The sequence below is a fragment of the Synechococcus sp. MU1648 genome (genome assembly GCF_023630615.1).
In the GTDB taxonomy this organism is placed as follows: Bacteria; Cyanobacteriota; Cyanobacteriia; order PCC-6307; family Cyanobiaceae; genus Parasynechococcus.
In genome coordinates, this window is sequence record NZ_JAKUHI010000004.1 from 58,800 (window position 1) to 80,340 (window position 21,541).

The 21,541-nt window shown below is 58.9% G+C and carries 22 protein-coding genes and 1 tRNA gene; 11 read left to right on the forward strand and 12 right to left on the reverse strand.

Annotated elements, in window-relative coordinates; genetic code table 11:
* Window positions 1-27 precede the first annotated feature (27 nt).
* Window positions 28-636 carry a DUF1997 domain-containing protein gene (locus tag NCN06_RS06320; RefSeq protein ID WP_226398382.1) on the forward strand — a complete coding sequence of 203 codons (609 nt, stop codon included), beginning with the start codon at window positions 28-30 and terminating at the stop codon, window positions 634-636.
* A gap of 22 nt (window positions 637-658) precedes the next feature.
* On the opposite strand, the gene thiD is transcribed toward NCN06_RS06320, so the two are convergent.
* A complete protein-coding gene (gene thiD, locus NCN06_RS06325) occupies window positions 659-1,471 on the reverse strand; it encodes a bifunctional hydroxymethylpyrimidine kinase/phosphomethylpyrimidine kinase (RefSeq protein WP_350223183.1) in 813 nt (270 codons plus the stop codon).
* A gap of 277 nt (window positions 1,472-1,748) precedes the next feature.
* Between thiD and NCN06_RS06330 the strand changes: the two genes are divergently transcribed.
* The 3 genes from NCN06_RS06330 to fldA all read left to right on the forward strand — a co-directional run bounded on the left by NCN06_RS06330 (window position 1,749) and on the right by fldA (window position 4,057).
* Window positions 1,749-2,072 carry a hypothetical protein gene (locus NCN06_RS06330; RefSeq protein WP_250398741.1) on the forward strand — a complete coding sequence of 108 codons (324 nt, stop codon included), beginning with the start codon at window positions 1,749-1,751 and terminating at the stop codon, window positions 2,070-2,072.
* A gap of 478 nt (window positions 2,073-2,550) precedes the next feature.
* The gene (locus tag NCN06_RS06335; RefSeq protein WP_226398379.1) at window positions 2,551-3,012 is read left to right on the forward strand and encodes a hypothetical protein; all 462 of its coding nucleotides are present in this window, start codon (window positions 2,551-2,553) and stop codon (window positions 3,010-3,012) included.
* A gap of 475 nt (window positions 3,013-3,487) precedes the next feature.
* A complete protein-coding gene (gene fldA, locus NCN06_RS06340; protein ID WP_502988828.1) occupies window positions 3,488-4,057 on the forward strand; it encodes a flavodoxin FldA in 570 nt (189 codons plus the stop codon).
* A 71-nt stretch (window positions 4,058-4,128) separates the two neighbouring features.
* Here fldA and NCN06_RS06345 read toward each other — a convergent pair whose 3' ends face one another.
* From NCN06_RS06345 to purH, 3 genes are all read right to left on the reverse strand, one after another.
* Entirely contained in the window at window positions 4,129-4,314 is a 186-nt protein-coding gene (locus NCN06_RS06345) for a hypothetical protein (RefSeq protein ID WP_250398742.1), read from the reverse strand.
* A gap of 787 nt (window positions 4,315-5,101) precedes the next feature.
* Window positions 5,102-5,560, reverse strand: coding sequence for a DUF4079 domain-containing protein (locus tag NCN06_RS06350; protein WP_166015632.1), 459 nt, complete (start codon window positions 5,558-5,560; stop codon window positions 5,102-5,104).
* Between the two features lie 55 nt (window positions 5,561-5,615).
* Entirely contained in the window at window positions 5,616-7,178 is a 1,563-nt protein-coding gene (purH, locus tag NCN06_RS06355; protein WP_226398377.1) for a bifunctional phosphoribosylaminoimidazolecarboxamide formyltransferase/IMP cyclohydrolase, read from the reverse strand.
* 56 nt (window positions 7,179-7,234) lie between these two features.
* On the opposite strand from purH, the gene NCN06_RS06360 reads away from it, so the two are divergent.
* Window positions 7,235-7,807, forward strand: coding sequence for an alpha/beta hydrolase (locus NCN06_RS06360; protein WP_250398743.1), 573 nt, complete (start codon window positions 7,235-7,237; stop codon window positions 7,805-7,807).
* Here NCN06_RS06360 and NCN06_RS06365 read toward each other — a convergent pair whose 3' ends face one another.
* Entirely contained in the window at window positions 7,808-8,176 is a 369-nt protein-coding gene (locus NCN06_RS06365; protein ID WP_115024930.1) for a DUF3155 domain-containing protein, read from the reverse strand. It lies immediately after the preceding gene.
* 382 nt (window positions 8,177-8,558) lie between these two features.
* On the opposite strand from NCN06_RS06365, the gene NCN06_RS06370 reads away from it, so the two are divergent.
* Window positions 8,559-9,680: a sensor histidine kinase gene (locus NCN06_RS06370; RefSeq protein WP_226398421.1), complete on the forward strand. Its 1,122-nt coding sequence runs from the start codon at window positions 8,559-8,561 to the stop codon at window positions 9,678-9,680.
* On the opposite strand, the gene cobS is transcribed toward NCN06_RS06370, so the two are convergent.
* Entirely contained in the window at window positions 9,640-10,410 is a 771-nt protein-coding gene (gene cobS / locus NCN06_RS06375; protein ID WP_250398744.1) for an adenosylcobinamide-GDP ribazoletransferase, read from the reverse strand. The two genes, NCN06_RS06370 and cobS, sit on opposite strands and share 41 nt — an antisense overlap.
* A 29-nt stretch (window positions 10,411-10,439) precedes the next feature.
* On the opposite strand from cobS, the gene tgt reads away from it, so the two are divergent.
* Window positions 10,440-11,558, forward strand: a complete 1,119-nt coding sequence (tgt, locus tag NCN06_RS06380) for a tRNA guanosine(34) transglycosylase Tgt (RefSeq protein ID WP_115024928.1) — start codon at window positions 10,440-10,442, stop codon at window positions 11,556-11,558.
* A 31-nt stretch (window positions 11,559-11,589) separates the two neighbouring features.
* Window positions 11,590-11,733, forward strand: coding sequence for a photosystem II reaction center protein K (locus NCN06_RS06385; protein ID WP_025362038.1), 144 nt, complete (start codon window positions 11,590-11,592; stop codon window positions 11,731-11,733).
* Between the two features lie 4 nt (window positions 11,734-11,737).
* Here the strand turns inward: NCN06_RS06385 and NCN06_RS06390 are convergent, their stop codons facing one another.
* Window positions 11,738-12,472 carry a WecB/TagA/CpsF family glycosyltransferase gene (locus tag NCN06_RS06390; RefSeq protein WP_250398745.1) on the reverse strand — a complete coding sequence of 245 codons (735 nt, stop codon included), beginning with the start codon at window positions 12,470-12,472 and terminating at the stop codon, window positions 11,738-11,740.
* 48 nt (window positions 12,473-12,520) lie between these two features.
* Between NCN06_RS06390 and NCN06_RS06395 the strand changes: the two genes are divergently transcribed.
* Complete coding sequence (locus NCN06_RS06395; protein ID WP_250398746.1) at window positions 12,521-15,697, forward strand: glycoside hydrolase family 15 protein; 3,177 nt, start codon at window positions 12,521-12,523, stop codon at window positions 15,695-15,697.
* Between the two features lie 15 nt (window positions 15,698-15,712).
* On the opposite strand, the gene NCN06_RS06400 is transcribed toward NCN06_RS06395, so the two are convergent.
* From NCN06_RS06400 to NCN06_RS06415, 4 genes are all read right to left on the reverse strand, one after another.
* On the reverse strand, window positions 15,713-16,720 hold the full coding sequence (locus NCN06_RS06400; protein WP_115024926.1) for a Gfo/Idh/MocA family protein: 1,008 nt from the start codon (window positions 16,718-16,720) through the stop codon (window positions 15,713-15,715).
* 37 nt (window positions 16,721-16,757) lie between these two features.
* The gene (locus NCN06_RS06405) at window positions 16,758-18,041 is read right to left on the reverse strand and encodes a hemolysin family protein (RefSeq protein ID WP_226409035.1); all 1,284 of its coding nucleotides are present in this window, start codon (window positions 18,039-18,041) and stop codon (window positions 16,758-16,760) included.
* 13 nt (window positions 18,042-18,054) lie between these two features.
* Window positions 18,055-18,127: transfer RNA gene (locus tag NCN06_RS06410), tRNA-Ile, on the reverse strand.
* Window positions 18,128-18,139: 12 nt separating this feature from the next.
* Complete coding sequence (locus NCN06_RS06415) at window positions 18,140-18,640, reverse strand: hypothetical protein (protein ID WP_250398747.1); 501 nt, start codon at window positions 18,638-18,640, stop codon at window positions 18,140-18,142.
* Window positions 18,641-18,696: 56 nt separating this feature from the next.
* Here NCN06_RS06415 and pyrE point away from each other — a divergent pair, with 56 nt between their 5' ends.
* Complete coding sequence (pyrE, locus tag NCN06_RS06420) at window positions 18,697-19,269, forward strand: orotate phosphoribosyltransferase (protein ID WP_226398369.1); 573 nt, start codon at window positions 18,697-18,699, stop codon at window positions 19,267-19,269.
* On the forward strand, window positions 19,266-20,060 hold the full coding sequence (gene ygfZ / locus NCN06_RS06425) for a CAF17-like 4Fe-4S cluster assembly/insertion protein YgfZ (protein ID WP_250398748.1): 795 nt from the start codon (window positions 19,266-19,268) through the stop codon (window positions 20,058-20,060). The genes pyrE and ygfZ overlap by 4 nt, the downstream gene beginning before the upstream one ends.
* On the opposite strand, the gene NCN06_RS06430 is transcribed toward ygfZ, so the two are convergent.
* Window positions 20,042-21,517, reverse strand: a complete 1,476-nt coding sequence (locus NCN06_RS06430; RefSeq protein WP_226398367.1) for a TM0106 family RecB-like putative nuclease — start codon at window positions 21,515-21,517, stop codon at window positions 20,042-20,044. The two genes, ygfZ and NCN06_RS06430, sit on opposite strands and share 19 nt — an antisense overlap.
* Window positions 21,518-21,541 lie beyond the last annotated feature (24 nt).

Here is a 21,541-nt window from a genome sequence, read left to right on the forward strand (position 1 = left end):
CCGCCCATCGTCGGCAGCTCCCTATCCGTGACTGTCTTGTCGCCCACTGAAACCGACAATCAGCTTCACGGTGCCGACCCCCAGGTGCGCTGCTACAGCAGCCACTTCGAGGATTCGATGCAGATGCTGGCTCCCCAAGCAGTCGTGGCGCGCTACCTGGATGACCACCAAAGCTGGTTTGAGCGTTGCGCCAGTCCAATGCAGGTCGAAGCCATCGACCTGCAGTCCTACAGCCTGACCCTGGGGCGATTCGGAAACTTCGGCTTCGAAGTGGAGCCAACGATTGCTCTGAGACTGCTGCCGCAACAGGAAGGGATGTACCGGATCGAAACATTGCGCACGGTGCCGCAGACCCTCGCACTGCGAAATCACTATGACGTCGACTTCCGCGCTGGGATGCGACTGATCCCTGAACAAGAGCAGACCTCAGTGCAATGGGACCTTGATCTCAAGGTCTGGATCCGGCTACCCAAAGTGATTTCGATGTTGCCGGATCAGTTGGTTCAGAGCAGCGGTGACCATCTGCTGAAACAGATCGTTCGACAGATTTCGCGTCGGCTGACATGGAAGGTCCAAGAAGATTTCCATGCCAGCCATGGTCTGAGCTGCCCACCCCGTCAACGGGCAGCCTTTTAAAGCAGCAGGGATGGGGCTTAGCTCACTGGCTCAGAGCTTCGGTCCTGTGGCCAACACATCCAGGTCCATGTCCAAAGGCAACCGGCTGGAGCAGTGCTTGGTTGACATAGATCTTGGCCTGAATCACGGCATCTGCGAGTGGTAAACCAAGAACGAGCGCAGCCGTGATTGCAGCACTGAGGGTGCACCCCGTCCCGTGCGTGTGGGGAGTTGTAATTGCGGGTTGCGTTCGCCAGACGCCAGGAGCATCACCCGAACAGAAAAAATCCTGACCTGCCAACTCAGGCAAACCGCCACCTTTAATCAGCACGGCCTGGGGACCACGCTCCAATAAGCACTGAGCCGCATGCTCTACATCGACCTTGCCATTGATCTCGCGGCCCGTGAGAAGAGCAGCCTCGTGCAGATTGGGCGTCAACAACGTGGCGAGCGGGAGCAGAAGTTGTTGATACTTCGCGACGGCATCTCCACTCAACAGCCTTGAGCCCGCTCGAGACACCATCACCGGATCAACCACGGTGGACCCCTCGAACAATCGCAATGGATCAGCGACAGCCTCCACGAGCTCAGGCGAGTACAACATCCCCGTTTTCAAGGCAGGAATAACGAGATCCGAAAAAACAGCCTCGATCTGCTGGGCAACCGAATGACAACTGAGGGGTTCAACATGCGTGACACCTAGACTGTTTTGAGCCGTGACACACGTGATCACGGATGCACCGTGAACATCGAAGTGCTGAAAGGTTTTGATGTCTGCCTGAATACCAGCACCACCAGCCGAATCGCTTCCACCAATCGTCAGCGCCGACAAGCAGCGCCCCGGGCTTTTCATCATTAATCAACCTGCGACGAATCAGACATCAGCCGATTCACATTAGGCAAAGATCAGTTTCACCCTCAGCAACAGCCCTTGCGCTTGCAAAACCCACTCGCCATTTCGTCAAAAAAAAATTAGCGACTTTGAGCCCAGCATCTCGCTCAATTTGATCGGCCATAGGGCAAAAACGAATACTGATCGTCGTAACAGAAACTTCGATTCCGAGTCGAACTACCACCTTCAGACGAGCTGGCAAACTGAACACGTTGGGAGTCGACAGCTCATGCCTTCAAAAATGCCTGACTGGAGCGATCAATTACAGGAGATCGGCTTCGAGCGAACAAAGCAAGCCGATGGCGCGGTGTGCCACTGCTACCAAGCGATGCAGCGCCGCAACTCTTTTTGGACCCTGATCACGGTGAAGCAAGTCGGCCGACCTCACCCAGACGCATGGCAGGTAACATATGCACGCTCTGAAATACAAGTTGGCCTCTGGAAAATACACCAGGCTGCAAAGAATTTAGAGGTCGTTGTTTATACAAAAAGCAGTCACATGCTTGAGAAAGTTAAAATAGAAATGCAACGGCAACCAGATTTATTACGCAGAATCAGCAACTGAGAAAGCACCCGCTGAAGTCCAGGCATGCGCAAAACTTACCAAAAAGGAAAGATCACAGAAATCATGGACATCAACTTACGCCATACATGCGAAGGCATGAGACATGGCTGATACTACTTTAAATTCAAGCGAATAAGCGTTAGCTTGCGATCCGCACGATTGACCTGAGCCATGACTTCAAATTAATCCATATTCAAGAAACTTTTGAAAGCCAAAAGCCTTGTCAAACCATTGAAATTTCCTTCCAATTACTACACTTAGCTCAGAACCTTTCGAGCATTATTGCCGCTTACACTTAGCAGGTTAGGCCAGCCTTATTGCTGATCAACCTTGCAAACCAAGAATCCGATGCAAGAATGGACACTGGACTTCAGGGCGTGCTCTTTGGAACAGTTAAAACGCAAAAGTTCGAACATGAAACATCAGCACTTTATTTCGTAATTATCAGCATTATGACCTTCCTCAGCCGCAGCACTTATTGAACGTACTGCTTACTAAATGCGTCACCTCAACGACTGAAACCATAGGGAAAAACGACATGATCAAGCGGCCCCACCTGGATGTTGAAGCCTTTGAGCTTGCCCTCGAGAATGCGGGCTTGGACCCCTCTGAGCTGGAGATCATTGAGCACATTCGATACATCGGTATCTTCGATGAGCTTTCACTAAGGAAATCACTCGCACTACCTACCAAACCACCCGCGCTTTACCGTCTCAATAAAGCCTGCGAAAAAATTGCTGTGCAACTGCCTGAACAGTCTCAGCAAATGCTGAAATGGTCTGTCAGTCAAAGCCCGGATCAAATCAGCTGGACAGGCAATCTGGTGTGCAGTATCGGCTTCAACGCAGACGGAGAACGACTCGAACCCGAATCAGGCACAGTGCTGTACCACACGTTTGTTGTTCACAAAGAGCTGTTCAACGGCCTTGGTGATACCTGACCAGTTATTTGGAACGCATCACTGATGGTCCAGCAACGGCCCCCAGCGACGCCTTGAGCCCAAGGGCCCAAGATTCATCGAAAATGCAATCCGATTTATCATCAAAAACCACAGAGCTGAGCATTTCTATAAACAGCAAATCGGAAAAATCCACCACGAAAATCACCACAAGAGTGCAGACAAACTCCACATCTTTTAGCAGAATTACCACAGCAAGACTGATGGAATAAATTACAGCTAATAGAGGCAAACTCGCGGAACACAATCATTTAGATGGCCAACAAAATTCAAAGAAATGGGAGCGCAAGCAAATGAATAACCTCAAACACGAACAAAAAGAGAAAAGCAAATTAGCGCTTCAAGCGTCCAGCTTGATATCAATCACATATGAATACATATTCTTGAGCCCACCAACAGGAATAGGCTTAAAAACCAGACGCATCAGTAGCTTGCATGACATCGATGCGTCAAATAAGTGCTTGATCTCATCTCAAAATTGTTCATAATCCATTCACTTGGGATTTGCTTCATGCGCTTTACTATCGTTTATGCATCAGCAACCGGCCATACAGAAGACATAGCAGAAAGGCTAAGGATATTATTACCAGGATCAGAATTAAAAGATCTTGACAGAATAGATTTTACAAAAGAACTAGAAGAGTCTGAAGCGTTAATTTGCTGCACACCAACCTGGAACACTGGCTCTGACATTAAAAGATCAGGCACATCATGGGACGAACACATTGACAACATTCCCCATCTATCGCTAAAAGACACACCCATTGCGATAGTAGGCCTGGGAGACTCAGCTGCATTCAGCAAATATTTCTGTGATGCCATGGAAGAACTTTACAAATCATTCAAATCTGCAGGAGGCCGAATGATCGGCCATGTATCAACTGACCAATATATTTTTGATGAGTCCAAAAGTGTTATCGATGGAATGTTTTGTGGATTACCTATTGACGAAGACAATGAATCCGAAAAAACTGATGACCGCCTACAGGCCTGGTCAAGGGCAATCACTCAGGAAGTCAATATATAATAATCTGGAAAACGACATACATGACACAATTAAACCAAAGCTAAATTAGAATTTAGCCGAACAACTGACGATCAGTCATCACGTACTTTGCTGAAATTTACTTTCATAAAATCAACAGGCAGCCCACCATAAATAGAAACAATGACTGGAGTCATCGCCATCGCAGCGACCAACAATCCAATCGGCTGCTTGGTCGACTCACGAACAGCTTGAGCAAGAGCTCCTCCACAGATTAAAATATAAAAGATGTAGAACATGATGGCCTTCAAAGAGCTTTTCATAGATCCTTCATGATTTGGGTTAAATCAATGGCAGCATTCAACATTGACACAGAGAACCTTCGAAATGATGCGAATATGCATATCCCTCAGGAGAACGCAAACAATAGAACAAATAAAACATAACTTGCATCAAAAGATGATCCAGGACATTTCTTTTTAATCAAAGCGAAGTAAAATCCAACAATTAATCCTTGGCTCAAGAAAATAGCGTATCAAAAATTTCTTGCACCATGCATCAAGACTATACGGCGATTGCGCTTCTTTTGTTTACTTCAGTACCACTCGCAGTCGTTGCAGCAACTGCATTTTTTTACATCAAAAGCAACGAACGAAAAACACCACTCAAGAGAGAGGATTTTTATCGTTAGTGGCCAGAATAAAGCCGAATCATCTCAACGCTATTACTGATTCAGCCCCTCGACTGACATCCACGTTCTGGAAAACAGCTTCTACAGCAGCGACCTTCGTGCGAACACCTTGATGAGTGCATCAAGGGATCCAGCGACGCGGTAATGGCGACTATCCCTCTCATCATCAGCACCAGCCGGAGCTTGCCCAAGGGGTCATGGCGCTGGCCAAACTTTTTAGGCAGCACCTCTTAGCGCTGTTCTGACATCCCAGCGCAGCTTGTCTCAGCCTTAATTCAAAAATCCAGGGCCCTAGAAAAAGATGGCGTGCAACTCGCCCTCCACATGGAGGGTTGTCCAGGCCATAGATTTAAAGGGCTGCCCACCCGGTCAGTGGGCAGCCTTCTGAAGGATCTTCAGCGGTTGGTCCAGATCTTGTTGACGATCTCCATTCCGCTAAAGGCCTGCCAGAGGAACAGCGTCAGCATGCCCATGTTCAGTCCCACATGAGCCTTGCGCGCAATCAGATTGCCCCGTTGCATGAGGGGTGAGAGCGACGCGGCAACAGCGATCATCCCTGTCATGGCCAGACCCACCAACAGATGCGGTCCAACGAACAATTTGCCGTTGTTCAGATAGGTCACAGCCATGCCACCCAGCGTGCCGAGGGTCATCACCGCTAAGAGGATGCTGCCCCAGAGGTAATGGCGCTGGGCAAACTTTTTCGGCACCAGCTCTTTGCGTTGTTCTGGCGTACCAGTGCGTGTTTTCTTGGCCTTGATCCCCAGGTAAAGGGCCCAACCACCAGTAGCGAGCAGGCCCCACTCCGCTAAAGGGTGAGCGAAATTGAGGCTGAAGGGAAGCGTGGCGAGCATCAGGGGGGAGTCTTCAGTGACGCGAGGCTAGGGGGCCGCCGCCCCCCCACCAGCATCAGTGCAGGAAATGGCGGCGCCCCGTGAGCTGCATCGCCAGACCGAGCTCATCACAAGCCTTGATCGAATCGCCATCGCGCATGCTCCCGCCGGGATGGATCACGGCGGTGATGCCATGGCTGGCGGCCAGACGCACCGTGTCGTCAAAGGGGAAGAAACCATCACTGGCCAGCACCGCCCCCTGGGCCTGATCACCCGCAGCCTCCAAGGCAATCCGGGCCGATCCCACCCGATTCATCTGGCCAGCACCCACGCCGAGACTCTGGCCATCCCGAGCTACCACGATGGCGTTGGAGCGAACGTGACGCACCAAGCGCCACGCAAATTCCAAATCCAGCTTTTCTTGGGGTGTAGGCGGACGCTGGCTGGGCACAGTCCAGTCTGCCGGCGTGATCGCCTGGTCATCCAAATCCTGAACCAGGAGACCGCCAAGAATGCTTCTCACATGATCGGGACCAGCTGCGTCGATGGCCTGAGGAGACAGTTCCAAAAGCCGCAGATTCGCCTTGGCCGCAAGCACCTCCCGCGCTTCGGCCGTAAATCCTGGTGCCACCACACATTCCAGGAAAAGACTGGTGATTTCACGGGCCGCCGTGGCTTCCACAACACCATTCATGGCAATGATGCCGCCGAAAGCACTAACCCGGTCAGCATCCAGAGCCCGGGTCAATGCGGCAGGCAACGTTGACCCGATCGCCACACCACAAGGATTGGTGTGCTTGACGACGACGGCCGCCGGTTGCAAAGCCGGTGCGTCACCATCGGCTCCGTAGCCAAACTCACGCACGGTGGCGAGAGCAGCCTCCAGATCCAAAAGGTTATTGGTGCTCAGCTCCTTGCCCTGCAGCTGAATCGCACCGCCCCAACCCTGCTTGGAATGACTGAACCAGCGCGCTTTTTGGTGGGGATTTTCCCCATACCGCAGGGTCTGGCGTAGAGGGGCAGCTTCCAGCCAGGGGCTGTCTTCCACTGAGCTTTGCTCGAGCATCCAGCGGCTGATTGCAGTGTCGTAAGACGCGGTGTGCTGGAACGCTTCAAGGGCCAATTGGCGACGCAGATCCGAAGGCACACTCCCGCCGGACTCCGCCATGGCGATCAACAAACGATCGTATTGATCAGGGCTTGTGAGGACGGCCACATCGGCATGGTTCTTGGCAGCCGCCCGCACCATGGCGGGGCCACCGATATCGATGTTCTCGATGGCCTGGTTCCAACTGACATCCGGCCGGGCGACCGTTTCTCGGAAGGGGTAAAGGTTGACCACCACCACATCGATGGGGGCGATGTTCTGCTGTTCCAGATCAGCCGTATGGGCTGCATCACCCCGCTTGGCCAGTATTCCGCCGTGCACCCTTGGGTGCAGTGTTTTCACACGACCGCCAAGAATTTCTGGAGCCCCGGTGTGATCCGCCACACGGGTGACCGGAAGGCCCGCCTGCTCCAGCACCTTGGCTGTGCCTCCACTGGAGAGCAACTGATAGCCATGGGTCCGATGCAGGGCCTCCGCCAGAGGCACCAGCCCGGACTTATCGGAAACACTCAACAGAGCGACAGGAGCCATCGAAGGGTCGTGACTGGGTCGTGAGCCAACCTACGCATCAGTGATGTTGATGCCCGATGGATGGCCGGCTGGTGCTCCTCCACGGCTGGGGAGCCAATGGAGATGATCTGAAACCTCTGGGCGATCGCCTGGCCTATGAAACCTCGAAGGAGCTTGATGTGGTGTGCCTGGAGGCCCCTGAACTCCACCCAGACCAACCGGGAGGACGTCAGTGGTACGGCTTGTTCCCCGCACAGTGGAGCGCCGTGCCCCAGGCTGTTGACCTCCTGAAGGCTCAATTGCAAGACCTGAGCAGGTCAGGCCTCGGCCTGGAACAAACGGTGGTGTTCGGCTTTTCCCAGGGAGGCGCCATGGCTCTGGACTGCAGCTGCTCCCTGCCTGTGGCAGGGGTCATCAGCTGCAGCGGCTACCCGCATCCCAACTGGGCTCCACCCAAGCAGCATCCCCCCGTTTTACTGATGCATGGTTCTGAAGATCCCGTGGTGCCTTTCCAGGCCATGCAAACCATCAGCTCGCAATTGCAATCAGATCGGTGCCAGACCCTGGAATTCAAAAACGGCCACACCATCCCTGATGAGATGGTGCAGCCAATCGTGCTGTTTATCGAGCGTGTTCTGAAGAGCGCCTGATCAAACGAAGGCGTACTCGTACTCCTCCATTTCCTCCCAATCATCAGCGCCAAGCTCAAGCCCTTCAAAGAGCTTGTCTTCGCCAATGGAATCAACGATGGTGCGCAACGACGGGAAGAGGAAATGATTCTCTTCGGCGTATTGCGCACTAAACAAGCCCTTCTCACCCCAGAAGAAGCGATCGGTGGTGTGCTCATTCCGGCGCACGTTCAACAGCGCTGGAGATACCAAACCAGCCTCAGCGATGTACCGACGCGCGGCGGTGACGGGCTTGTACTCACCGGTTTCAAGGTGATGGGTTGGCACATGCGCCAAGACCCGCTGACCTGCCAGACGACGACGACTGATGCGCTTGCGCTTCTTGGACATGGAAGGGCTCCGGTACGAAGGGAAGAACGGGGTGAATCGTCAGAACAGACGAAATCCGTTTCGGCGAAATGACCATCACCACGGAATCGTCAATAGCCGTCGGCGCAAAAACGCCAGACGCAAGGGACCGCGTCGAGGCAATTGCGGGCGCACCACAATTGCCTGGAGAACACCAACACCCAAGCGGGAATCAGCTGAGGACACTTCAACCTCTGCTGTAGCTTTGGTTGCACAACAAATGCAACCGTTGTGAGAGATGGTGGGCGTCTGTTCACAAAGAACAGCGCCTCGGTCGATAAGAGGATCTTAAGACTTTTCCCAGATTTTTCAAGTCCCCCTCCCGCAGGCTTGCTCAAGCACGTGAATGGATCGACCGGATCTGATGCAACTCACCGATCGATTCTTTGAATTCACAGACCAACAGCTGGCTGATCTAACCGCCAAAGAAGGCATTCAGCATCTAGGGCTTTACGTCAGTGCACCACCCAATCAACAAGGTCCGCCCTTGCTGCTCATCCGGCAATGGTCCGCCAATGAACGGTCCCTTCCCGCCGCCGACGCCGACCCGTACCTGCGCCTGCCGCATCAAAGTCGGCGTTGGTACCCCCTACAGGATGCCGGATTGATCCTGGGAGCACTGCGAGCCGATCTGGATCCTCAACGGAGCTGGAATCTAAGCTTGGACCAGCGAATGCGGCGCAGTGCTGCTGCCATCAGCCACGCTCTTGGACGAGACCTGGAATGCCTGCAACTCCGCCAGGAACTGAGCCAACAAAACGATCAACTGCGCACCCTCGTTCACCAATTGCGCAATCCATTGGCGGCCCTGCGCACCTACGCCCAGCTGCTAATGCGGCGCCTCGAAGCTGACAGCTCCCACCGTCCACTCGTGGAGAGCATGCTTTCGGAGCAAAGGCAACTGGGCCAGTACATCGACGTTCTGGATGACCTTGGACAACAGCGCTTGCCACAGCAGGAGACCCTGGGCCCGACCCTCTTACCCCCCGGGCCCGCTGCAGGCGAGGCAACGATGCGAAGCCTGCTAATGCCTCTGCTGGAGCGAGCGGAAGCGACAGCAAGCCTGCAGGGACGCCCCTGGGAGGGGCCGCAAGCGTGGCCCCAATGGATTGATCAGCCGTCCCAAGACGGCACCATTGCAGAAATCGTCGCCAACCTCCTGGAAAATGCGTTCCGCTACAGCCCAGCGGGTTGCAGCGTGGGCCTGTGTCTGTTGCCCGACGGGCTCTGCGTCTGGGACGACGGACCGCCAATCCCCATCGAGGAGAGGGAGATGATTTTCGAGAGGGGAGCGCGGGGATCAACCGGCCAAGACCGTGCCGGCACCGGCCTTGGGCTCGCCCTCGCACGGTCCTTAGCGGAACGGCAGGGCCGCAACCTCCGCCTCTGCGTGGAGCCAACCACGATCGCTCCGGATCTGCCCGCTGAGGGCAATGCGTTCATCCTCAATTGGCCGGCAGAAACAACGCCAGGCCGAGCAGCGTGATCATCTCGGTCAGAACGAGAACCGCTCCATAGCTGTCGCCGGTATGCCCCCCCAGACGTCGCCCGAGGCCCTGGGCAACAAGGATCGCCACAACACCCCCCAAAAGAAGAGGGAGGGGTGCCACAAGCGCAGCTAGCAGCGCCACAGCCAGCAACGTGGGCAGTGCATCCCAGAGCGGCCTGGCGTTGTCGCGATGAAAAGCAGCGGTTCCATCGACCCGCAGATAGTCGAACCGCACCATGGCCCATAGCGGTGACACCCGTGCCCAGAACGCAGCCAGACAGAGCACCATTGGGGCCTGGGGCCCCAGTTGGATCAGCGCCGCGACTTGCAGCAGCAGCACCATCACGAGAGCCAGCACACCACTGGCACCCACCCGGCTGTCCTCCATAGCCTCCAGCCTCCGTTCCACTGGCGCCCCGAGACCATCCGCCGTGTCGATCAAGCCGTCGTGGTGCAACCCACCACTGAGTTGGATTCCGAGAGCCACCACGCAGGGGGCACAGGCTGCAGGAGGCCAACCCAACCCGGAAAGACAACTCCAGAGCAGCCCCTGCAGCGCTCCGATCAGCAGCCCCATCCAGGGAGCAAAACGAGCGATGCGCTGAAACGAGGGCTGCGGCCAGGGCCATGCGGGCAGCACCGTGTAGAAGATCCAGGCTCCCGCCAGATCAGACAGCCAGGACGGAGCGCTCCGGGGAATGGCGTGACGGGTGCAATCAGCCCTCACCGTAGGTTCATTGCAGGGGCAGATCGGCCTTGTTCGGCTTTGAGATCAACGCGCATTGCGCCAATACAGCGGCCCGGTGCGGCACGTTTACGACCCCTCATGGGCCGGTTCAAACACCACGCTTCATGCCGGTGGGCACCCTGGCGACCGTTAAGGGCATCAGCACCGAGCAACTGAGCCACACGGGTGCCCAGATGGTGCTCTCCAACACCTACCACCTGCATTTGCAGCCCGGCGAAGAGATCGTGGCAGCGGCAGGTGGCCTGCACCGTTTCATGGGCTGGGACGGGCCGATGCTCACCGACTCCGGGGGCTTTCAGGTGTTCAGCCTGGGGGACCTCAACAAAATCGATGACCGCGGCGTGGTGTTTCGGAACCCCCGCGATGGACGCACCATCGACATGACACCGGAACATGCCACCCGCATTCAGATGGCCCTCGGGGCGGATGTGGCCATGGCCTTCGACCAGTGCCCGCCCTATCCGGCGACGGAGAACGACGTCATCGATGCCTGTCGCCGCACCCATGCCTGGCTCGAGCGCTGCGTCACAGCCCACACACGCGTGGACCAGGCCCTGTTCGGCATCGTTCAGGGCGGCTGTTTCCCGCATCTACGGCGGGAGAGTGCCCGTGCCGTCGCCTCCTTTGATCTACCGGGAATCGCCGTCGGTGGCGTCAGCGTCGGTGAGCCCGCGGAGGAGATGCACCGAATCGTGCGGGATGTCACGCCCTTACTCCCCACGAACAAACCGCGATATCTGATGGGCATCGGCACCCTGCGAGAGATGGCCATCGCCGTGGCCAACGGCATCGACCTCTTCGACTGTGTCTTGCCCACCCGACTGGGTCGCCATGGAACAGCACTGGTGGGTGGCGAACGCTGGAATCTGCGCAATGCCCGCTTCCGCCACGACCACACACCCCTGGATCCGAGCTGTTCCTGCGTGGCCTGCACTGGACACACCCGGGCCTATCTGCATCATCTGATTCGCAGCGAGGAACTTCTGGGCCTCACCTTGCTGAGCATTCACAACATCACGCAGTTGGTGCGTTTCACGTCCGCCATGGCACAAGCCATTCGCGACGGCTGTTTTTCAGAGGATTTCGCTCCCTGGGAGCCGGACTCACCAGCTCACCACACGTGGTAGCGTCCAGCCCAACGCCTTTTTGATGCAAGGGATGGCCGCCTTTACCCTCGACCTGCTGGCACAGCTGCCCGAGGCCTATCAGGCCTTCTCTCCGCTGATCGACATCCTCCCGTTGATCCCGGTCTTCTTCCTGCTGCTTGCCTTTGTCTGGCAAGCCTCTGTGGGCTTCCGCTGAACCCTCAACCCATCCGGATCACATCCACAACGAAGGCCGGCAGCGAAAGCATGCGTCGCCAACGGGAGGGTTCCTGGATGAGTCGATACAACCATTCCAGCTGCATCCGGCACATCCATCCGGGGGCACGTTTTTTGGTGCCGGCCCAGACATCAAAACTGCCGCCAACACCCATCCAAAGCCCTGGCTGACCAGACGCAACCCGCTCGGACCAGGTCTCCTGACGCGGCACGCCCAGGGCCACCAAAACGAGATCCGGCTTCAATGTCTTGAGCTGAGCCTCAATGCCGGGCCAGGCCTGGGGTGATTGATAGCCATCCACAGTGAGGGCAAGATTGAGCCCGCTGATGCGCTGGGGCAAGTCCGCCCGCAGCGTCTCCATCACCTCAGGTGAAGCACCCACCAAAGCAACTCGCCATTGATGGGCTGCTGCGTAATTCAGCAAGGTCCAAGCAAGCTCGATCCCTGCTGTTTTGACGACACGGATCCGCTGACGCGCAAGAGCCCAGACCACTCCAGCCCCATCCGGAATCACCAAATCAGCGGTCCCGATCGCTTGCCCCAAAGAGGCATCCGCCCGAGCAGACATCGTCATCTCGGCATTGAGGGTGACGATGCGTCCCCCTCCCCGAGCGTGCAGGCCGAGAGCTGCAGCACAGACGTCGCGGCAGGCGTCCAGAGGCACGCCGAGCACCTCGCAGCGGCGGCGGTCATCGGGAGTGGTGCTAACAGGATCCATGGCCGAGGGGCTGCGTTGGAGAATTTAGGGGTGGTGATGGATGAGGGCATGGTTGTGACGACGACGGAAAACCTTCCGCAGAACCACGCCACAAACCTTCAGCGTCTGGATCAATCGATCCAACGGGTCGTTCTCGATCGGCAGGACCCGATCAGCGGCCTGCTCCCCGCCAGCACCGCCCACACCATCCATGGCAACTATGGAGATGCCTGGGTGCGGGACTGCGTCTATTCGGTGCAGTGTGTTTGGGGACTGGCCCTGGCCCACCGCCGTCAACAGGGGCAAACCAGCCGACGATCCTGGGAACTGGAGCAGCGGGTGGTAGCCCTCATGCGCGGCCTGATGCGCTCGATGATGCGCCAAGCCGTGAAAGTGGAGCGCTTTAAGGAGAGCCTGCATCCCCTCGACGCGCTCCACGCCAAATACGACAGCTGCACCGGTGAATCGGTGGTGGCCGATGACGCCTGGGGCCATCTTCAACTGGATGCCACCTCTCTGTTCTTGCTGCAGCTGGCGCAGCTGACCAAGGGCGGTTGCGCCGTGGTGCAGTGCCGTGACGAGGTGGATTTCCTCCAAAACCTCGTGCACTACATCGCCAGGGCGTACCGCACCCCCGATTACGGGATCTGGGAACGCGGTGACAAGGGAAACCATGGACTGCCGGAGCGCAATGCGAGCTCAATCGGCATGGCCAAGGCCGCCCTGGAATCGCTTGATGGGCTTGACCTCTACGGCCCCCATGGCGACGGCAGCTGCGTCCTGCTGATTCCTCAGGGGGCCATCGTGCGCCTGCGTCGCGCCCTGGAAGGGCTCCTGCCACGGGAATCCGCCAGCAAGGAAGCAGACAGTGCCTGTCTCTCCGTGATTGGTTATCCCGCCTGGGCAGTGGAAGATGCTGCCCTGGTGGAGCGCACGGGCCGTCGCATTCGACGGGAACTGGGCGGGGCCTACGGCTACAAACGCTTCCTTCGGGATGGTCACCAGACGGTGGTGGAAGACGTCAGCCGCCTGCACTACGAACCTGAGGAGCTCGCCGCCTTTGAGGGGATCGAGTCGGAGTGGCCGTTGTTTTTGGCCTTCGAATTGGTCACCGCATGCTGCGAAGGGCGCTCGGACGAGGCCCAGCGCTTGCACAGCCAACTCAAGGCGCTGGCGGTCGAACAGGACGGCGAACGTCTCTACCCGGAGCTTTATCAAGTTCCTGCCAGTGCCGTCAACGCGGAACGGCTGAATCCAGGCAGCCAGGCCAGAGAAGCCAACACCAATCTGCCGCTGATCTGGACCCAAAGCCTCGTCTGGCTGGGGGAAATGCTGCTCAACGATCTGATCCGCCCCGAAGACATCGACCCGTGTGGGCGCAGGGATCCAAAGCAACTGGGCGCCGAGGCAGTTCTTGTGGCGATGGCTCCCGAGACGGATGCCGTGCGCCACGCACTACTGGCTGCAGAGGTGCCGATCGACCCAACCACGGTGATTCCCGTGCTGTCGTCCGACGAGCTGAAACAACGGCTGAAAGCGGCCGGCACCAATCCGCGGCTGGAGCTCAGCGGACGCCCCGGGCACCGCGTGGAAACTGAGGACACCGCTCGTGTCTACCGTCAAGACGGCTCTATCAGCGTGTTCACCCCGTCGGTTCTGGAGGACCGCAGCAGCTATCTGGCCGATGACCCTGAGGAGCTGCTGGAGAGCGTTGTGGACGAGCTGCATCTGCTGCAACGGCACTGGCGGGGTGCGGGACTGCCCCTTCTGGTCATTCCCATTCGTGAAACAGCCCTAGATCAGCACCGTGACGTCGTCCTCAAACTTGCCGATCAACTCGGCAGCGGCGTGATTGAAACCATCCCCGTCCGGTTGGGCCGCCTGAGTCAGCTGGTGGATCAGGGGCAAGAGGTCCAGCTCCCACCGCTTCAGCGGAAGCCCGTCCCGGCATCCGATCAACCCCAGCACGTTTTGCGCGATGCCACCGATCTTCGGGATCTGACTGCCGCTGAGGAGCAGGAGCTGGATGACACCCCACTCGAACAGTTGAGCCAGCGCCTCTGGAGCAGTGCGCTGCTGCATGAACAGGCCGAAGTACTGGAATTGCTGCAACGGCGTCTCGGCCCTCAGGGGATACAACTCAGCCCCGATGGGCATCCGGTGGCCCTGCGCAAGCTGCTCGAAGAGGTGTATCAACGGGGCTTGCGTTGTGAAGACTGGAATGTGGTGCGGCGCTGTGCCGGCGCCATGGGCATGGTGCATCCCCAGCTGGAAGATGCCCTAACCGATCTTCTCGTCCGCCAGAAACAAGTGGTGGTGGGACGCAACTACACCGGCGACTCCAGGCTCCGTCAACCCATGGACAGCGCTGCCATCGCCGAACGGATTGAGACGACTAGCGGGATCGACGGTCGTGAACGCATGCTCGAGCAGGAACTCCTGCTGGCCCTCGACAGCGTGGCGCGGCGGGAGCCAGCCCTGCTCAAGGGCAGCCTCACCCTGCAGCTGGGGCAGCTGATGCTGCTGCTGACATCGGAACTGGCCCTGGACAAAAGTCTCAGCCAGGACGAGGCCTTTGAAGCCCTCTGCAGCGAAGCACCCCACGCCATCCGCAAACGGTTGCGCGCCGTGCTCGGGGATGTGGAGCATGCGAGGGCCGCCCTGCAACGCGGCGAGCAGCTGCACGTGAGCGGCAGGGTGCAATGGTCCGTTCCCGATCCATTGGAGGAAACACCCGGGGGCGGTGACTGGCTTCAGCACCGCATCCGCCTGGGCTCATTCCAGAAAGTTCCCCGCGATTTCTATGCTGGTATCTGGTCCCTGCTGCAACACTGCCGCGGCCTGGTCATCGGCGACAAGCTGGAACGGCGCAATCGACTTAACAGCCGTCTCGTCCTCGAGAAAACACCCGGCGAACGCAATTTCGCCGCCCAAGTCGACCATCTGCTGAGTCGAATCAAAGCACCGGAATACCGGCAACTCTGCAGCGAATGCCTGCTCTCATTGATGGCCTTTGTCGAAGCCAATCCGGAGGTGCGCTTCGAGGATGACCTAGCCCTCGACGTGGTGATCGGTCATGCCGTCCGGGTGGGCTGGCAACAGAGTCATCCATCCCTCAGTCCTGAGAACTACCCGCAGCAGAAAGCCCAGGCCTGGGGGCAGTTCTATCGATCCTCTCCCGGTGACTGTCGGCGCTGGCAGGTCACGGCGTTGCGGGAGCTGGCCGAACAAGAAGGGCTGGTCTGATCCGAGTCAGGCCCGTCAGATGGGTGCAGGCAAGGGTGCCCCGGTATCCGGGTGTTCGACCGCCTGCTCGATCAGGTCCGCCAGCTTGAGTGCACGTGACGCCTGAAGACCATCCACAGCAGGGGTTTCCCGGCCGCGCACGCACTGGAGAAAGTGCTCAAGCTCGGCGTAGAGCGGTTCGATGGACGTGGTGCTCACCTCCTCGATGAAGCCGTCATTGCGGTACAGCAGCTCACCGTGATCTGCGGAATACCACTCATGGGCGCGGCGATGGATGTGCAGGGTGTGGTTGAGGAAGTCGGTCTCCACCAGGCTTGAGCGGCAGTGCGCACTCAGGCTGCGGATCTTGCGGTGGCTCATCTTGCTGGCCGTGAGGCTGGCCACAACACCATTCTCAAAACCCAGCGTGGCATTGACGTAATCAATCGGTCCCTCGGCACTGCGACCACCGGCAGCGGCAAGCCTGACAACGGGTGCCTTGGCCAGCTCCAGCACAAGGTCAATGTCATGAATCATCAGATCCAGCACCACGGAGACGTCATTAGCCCGATCGGAATGGGGGCTGTGGCGACGCCCCTCGAGGACCACGACTTCTTCGTTGGCCACCACCTTGGTGAGTTCACGAAAAGCGGGGTTGAACCGCTCGATGTGACCAACCTGCAGCAGACGACCGGCTGCTGTCGCAGCCTCGATCAGCGCGGTGGCCTCGTCTTGACTCGCCGCGATCGGCTTTTCGATCAGAACATGCACACCCGCTCGAAGACAGGCCAGGCCGACGGGGTGATGCAGAAGGGTGGGAACAGCGATGCAGACCGCCTCCACCTCAGAAAGCATGGCGTGGTAATCCCCAAACCAGCGGCAGCCGAATTGCTCCGTAGCGAGCTGTCCGCGCTCGGCATCGGGATCCGCAACTCCCACCAAGTCGGCATCCCGCAGAAGGCTGAGCACACGAGCGTGGTGCCAACCCATGTTGCCGATTCCGATCACCCCGACCTTCACTGGGACCATGGGGTCGGGAGACATCAGAACGGGCAGTCGGTTGGGGGAAGACTATCGGCCTTCAGTCGGAATCATCCTCTGGACTAGGAAGAACGAGCCGGACGCGGTCAATCCGCGGCCCTGCCATGGCCGTGATTTCGAACTGCAGGCCGTTGAAATGCAGCGCTTCCCCAGCGGATGGAATGTGCTGAAGCCGCTCCAGCAGGAAACCCGCAAGGGTGTGATGGTCATCCGCCTCGGGCAGATCAAGGTCCAGCTGACGGTTCAGCTCGAAGATCTCCAGATCTCCCGCCACCAGCCAAACACCAGGGCAGTCCTTTTCCTCGAGCAGATCTGGCTCATCGGTCTCGCCGGGATCCTCATCACCAACGATTTCTCCGGTGAGATCTGCTGCTGTCACGAGCCCCTCAGTGCCGCCGTGCTCATCCACCACCAACAGAAGCGGCTGGCCACTGCGAATCATCGGCAGCAGCTCCGCCAAGGTGCAAGTCTCCAGCACGGGCACCGCAGGCTGGAGATAGGGCTCAAGAAGCGAATCGGCCTGGAGCTCTCCCCGGGCAATCGGTTCAGCCATCTGACGGAGATCCAGCACGCCACGCACGTCGTCCAGCGACTGGCCAATCACCGGGAACCGCGCGTGACGGGTGTGATGAACGGCTTCCATCAGCTCCGCGAAACGGACCGTGGCCGGCAGCGTGACCATCCCGGAGCGAGGCACCATCACCTCCCGCACCTGGGTGTCCCGCAGGGCGAAGACTCCTTCCAGAATGTTCTTTTCATCGGGAAACAATCCCGTGACCCGCCCGGATTCCACGAGGGTTTCCAGCTCACCGGCAGAGAGTGCTGGCACCAATACATCCCACTGGGGAGCCAGGCCGAGCAGGCGCATCAGCAGGCCTGCCAGTGCCTCAAGCAGGTTGAGCAGCGGAGCCAAGCAGCGCATCACCACCTCCAGCAACGGCACCAGTCGGAGCGCGGAGGATTCCGGACGGTTCAGCACCCAGGCCTTGGGCAGTAAACCGGCGACCAACGTGGCGAGCAGAACGATCCCGAGAAACAGCGCCGTATCCCGCCAGGCCACACCTAGGGAGCCATCCGACCAGAGCCGACCCCCCAAACCGCGGCCGGCCCAGCCCAAAGCCACTAGAGCGAGGGTGGAACCCAGCTGAGAAACCAACAAAGCCCGCCGCAGGCGTCGCTGCAGACGCTGAATAGAGCGGGCCCCGGTCTGCTCTTCCTCCACAAGCACTTCGACACGGCTGGGGCGAAGCCGCAACAGGGCCACCTCTGCGGCCGCGAAAAAGGCTGGCAAAACCAGCAGGACAGCCAGCAGTAAAAGCCGCATCAATAGGGGGGAATGGGGGTCGCGAGGATCGAACTCGCCTTAGGCGAATTATGAGTTCGCTGCATTCACCAGATTGCTAGACCCCCTCAAAGAGAGTGTTACCACAGGGGAGTGACGTCGGGGAAGTCATCGGGCATGGGTCGCTCCAGGTCGGATTCGTTTATGTCGGAGGCGGCCAGGCTGCCGTCGAATCCGCTAGGGATATCGAGGGTCCGCAACGGCAGCGGCGTACTCTGCTCCTCCAGCAGAGCTCCGGTCGTGTTTTGCAGGGCAGACCCGTCCCAGATCAGGGTCTGATCCGGAAAGCCAAGGCCCATCACCCGATTCCCCTCGATTCCTCCAACCGCGATACCCAGAAAATCAGTCAGTTGATGAAGGGGATCCACACCCCTGGCCATGGGTGACGTCCAGGAGTAGAGGCGACGGTTGATCAGCTCACTGGTGGTCTCCGTGGGATGGCACACCGTCACTTCCACGGGAGCAGAACCACTGCCCGGTGGAGGAGCCTCGATGCTGGTCGTGCAGACCAGCGGGCCTGCCAGCACCGATGGGCCAGCGAGCACCAACAATCCCGAGCGAAAGAACGAGCGCAGCAGCACCGGAGGAAACAGCTCTAAGCGCAAACTAAGGACATCTGCGAAGCGCGGCCAGACCCATGCCTGAATCGTCGAGTGTCCCGACTGAGCGCGAGCAACTGCTGAGCCGACTGGCCACCTTGGCCTACCGGCACGGAGACTTCACCCTTGCGTCAGGCCGCAGGAGCGAGCACTACGTGAACTGCAAACCAGTAAGCCTGAGCGGCTCCGGCCTGGCCTTGATTAGTCGAGCCATGCTGACCCACGTGGAAACTGATGCAGTCGCAGTGGCCGGCCTCACCCTCGGAGCAGACCCACTGGTGAGCGGTGTCGCCATGGCCGCCGCCAATCAGGGCCGTGATCTCGATGCATTAATCGTCCGTAAGGAGGCCAAAGGCCATGGCACTGGAGCCTGGCTGGAGGGACCACTACCAGCGCCCGGGGCACTGATCACCGTGCTGGAAGACGTTGTGACCACAGGGGGGTCCTCCCTCAAAGCGGTCCGGCAGCTGCGCGACGCCGGCTACTGCGTCAAGAGGGTCGTCACCATCGTCGACCGGGAAGAAGGGGGCGATGCCGCCATGGCTGCTGACGATCTCGAGCTGATCAGCCTGTACAAATTGTCTGAGATCGCCGCCGTCACCCAGGTATGAGCAGGCTGTTTTGGGACGCCACATTCCCCCGGCTGCGCCTGAGCGGCGGCGGAGCATGCCAGTTTCTTCAGGGTCAGACCAGTGCTGACCTCAACGCACTCCAACCCGGTGATCTCCTGCAGACCTGCTGGCTGACCGCAACGGGACGCTTACGGGCGCTGCTGGAAGTCCGTCTGGATACGGATGGAGCCGATGTGATCGTTCTGGCGGGAGATGCTGCTGCGGTTCACGCCGGATTCGATCAGGTGATCTTTCCAGCCGATCGTGTGCGACTCCAACCCCTGGCCGAGGGGCGCCGGCTGCAATGGCTGGAACCTGACGCTGCAGTGATCTGGCCTGAGCCGGATGTGGCATTGCCAGAGCCATGGGTATTAGGAAAGCCCGCCAACGCCGCGGCATTGGAGCGTCGGCGGCTCCAGAGCGGCTTCCCACCAGGGCCAGGTGAACTCAATGGCGAGACCAACCCTCTGGAACTGGGACTCGTGGCTCGGATCAGCACAGAGAAGGGCTGCTACCTGGGCCAGGAGACCATGGCCAAACTCATCGGGAAAGCGGGGGTGAAACAAGAGCTGCGCTGTTGGAGCTGCCGCAGCCCGCTGTCCAGAGCCACAAAACTCACGCTGAAGGGAGAGAGGGCCGGGGTGATCACCAGTGCTCTCGAACACGACAACTCGTGGATTGGACTGGCCCTGGTGCGCCGCCAATGTCTTGCCAGTGAAACGCTGGAGGGACCCAATGGGGAACTGCTCCAGATCAGCCGACCTGAGGCGTTTCAGGATCCCGACGTCTGATCGTGTTGCAGCAACCAGGCGGCAACGGCCCAGGTGGCTAGGCAGTCATCGCGGTTGTAGTCGAAGATCCAGCGCAGCCCATGCCTATTGCCGCGTCGATCAGGGCCATCGCCCTGCCACTGCCGCCACCACAACAAGGCCCTGGCCCCGTCTGCACCGGCCTGACTCCATCGGAACCCCTGCCAACCGGCCACGGCCTTGAGGCCGTAACTGGCCAATGGCAAGCGCCAGTGACGCCGCACCCGGGCATGAACATCCACCAGACGGTGACGAAGCTGCTTCAGTTCAGCCTCATCGACACCTTGCCGCTCGGCCATGCGCCTTAAGGCCAGGCTTTCTGTTTCCCCGTAGTGAAGAATTGGCCACCCCCGGTAGTGATCCAGCAGGCGTTGCAACCGAAGCCAGCAACGGGGTTCACCGTGCTCGGCCAGGGCCAGGATCGGGTGATAGGCCACTGAAGCAAGGTCCCAGTCCCCACGTTCGGTTCTGTGCAAGACGAGAAAACCGTGGAGAAAGTCGTGACGGGCGTCGGGGTCGGATTCGATGTCGTAAAGGAGCACACCAGGGCAGTCCCGAAGTTCCGGAAGTGCCGGTGCAGCGTCCAAACGTTCCACCCGACCATCGCGCTGCGCCCTGGCCTGGGCCACCAAGGCTGCAGCCACCTCACCATGCTGATCACCGAAGCGTTGAAGCTGCTTAGCGAGCTGCATCGGATCAGCAGCGGCCAGATCAGGTAGGCCGCGAATCCCAAGCTCCAGCAACATCTCGCGGCGCTTGGCTCCGATGCCGCTGACCTCACTTAAGTGCCCTTGCTCCGCCGCCACGGCGTTACAAACACCCCGCCAGCTGCAGAGTGAGCACTTGCGTCGATCGGCTGCCAGAGGAGGGGGGACCGACCGCTCAAGGTCATCACGCAGTTTGCGCAACCCTTCCGAAAGCTGTCGGCGCATGCCGTTCGACAGATGGACCCGCTCCTGTTCCAGCCGCCGGCCGCCGCCGCCGAGAACCAGCATGGATGGGACTTCGCCCTGTTGCACCTGCTCGAGCAGCAGAGCCATCAGCGCCAGGGGCAGCTGATGTTCCCGAGTGGTACGACGGCCCTGACGTGCCAGCACCGGTTGATAGGCGAAGTCGCCCCAACGGCTCTGGCCCTTGACCCGCCTGAGCAGGGGAGGATGCGCCTCCAACGGTTCCCCGGAAGGGCCCAGACCCTTCAGGCGCAGACCCACCACGGCATCGGCACCGGCAACACAGGCGGCCAAGCCATGGCCTGGTTTGCGGGGCATCAATCCCACAAAACATCGCTGCTGGTCATCCAGCAGCAGATTGCGATGGGCGGTCCAACGTCGCTCAGCAGGATTTCCGTGGCGATCGAGCCAGGCCTTGCGACGACAACGCAGCCAACTGCGCAGCAACCGGTCGGTGAGGGCGTTGTCGGCAGGCGGGGTGTCACCCATCCGCCGACCCTACGGCTGCCAGCT

Coding starts and splice junctions, on each gene's coding strand:
- NCN06_RS06405 (WP_226409035.1), bottom strand. CDS start 18,041: ATGCGGCTTTTACTGCTGGCTGTCCTGCTGGTTTTGCCAGCCTTTTTC.
- NCN06_RS06365 (WP_115024930.1), bottom strand. CDS start 8,176: ATGTCCAAGAAGCGCAAGCGCATCAGTCGTCGTCGTCTGGCAGGTCAG.
- NCN06_RS06370 (WP_226398421.1), top strand. CDS start 8,559: ATGCAACTCACCGATCGATTCTTTGAATTCACAGACCAACAGCTGGCT.
- NCN06_RS06400 (WP_115024926.1), bottom strand. CDS start 16,720: ATGTCTCCCGACCCCATGGTCCCAGTGAAGGTCGGGGTGATCGGAATC.
- NCN06_RS06395 (WP_250398746.1), top strand. CDS start 12,521: ATGGTTGTGACGACGACGGAAAACCTTCCGCAGAACCACGCCACAAAC.
- pyrE (WP_226398369.1), top strand. CDS start 18,697: ATGCCTGAATCGTCGAGTGTCCCGACTGAGCGCGAGCAACTGCTGAGC.
- ygfZ (WP_250398748.1), top strand. CDS start 19,266: ATGAGCAGGCTGTTTTGGGACGCCACATTCCCCCGGCTGCGCCTGAGC.
- thiD (WP_350223183.1), bottom strand. CDS start 1,471: ATGATGAAAAGCCCGGGGCGCTGCTTGTCGGCGCTGACGATTGGTGGA.
- NCN06_RS06350 (WP_166015632.1), bottom strand. CDS start 5,560: ATGCTCGCCACGCTTCCCTTCAGCCTCAATTTCGCTCACCCTTTAGCG.
- NCN06_RS06345 (WP_250398742.1), bottom strand. CDS start 4,314: ATGTTCTACATCTTTTATATTTTAATCTGTGGAGGAGCTCTTGCTCAA.
- NCN06_RS06385 (WP_025362038.1), top strand. CDS start 11,590: ATGGCCGCCTTTACCCTCGACCTGCTGGCACAGCTGCCCGAGGCCTAT.
- NCN06_RS06430 (WP_226398367.1), bottom strand. CDS start 21,517: ATGGGTGACACCCCGCCTGCCGACAACGCCCTCACCGACCGGTTGCTG.
- NCN06_RS06360 (WP_250398743.1), top strand. CDS start 7,235: ATGGATGGCCGGCTGGTGCTCCTCCACGGCTGGGGAGCCAATGGAGAT.
- NCN06_RS06330 (WP_250398741.1), top strand. CDS start 1,749: ATGCCTGACTGGAGCGATCAATTACAGGAGATCGGCTTCGAGCGAACA.
- purH (WP_226398377.1), bottom strand. CDS start 7,178: ATGGCTCCTGTCGCTCTGTTGAGTGTTTCCGATAAGTCCGGGCTGGTG.
- NCN06_RS06390 (WP_250398745.1), bottom strand. CDS start 12,472: ATGGATCCTGTTAGCACCACTCCCGATGACCGCCGCCGCTGCGAGGTG.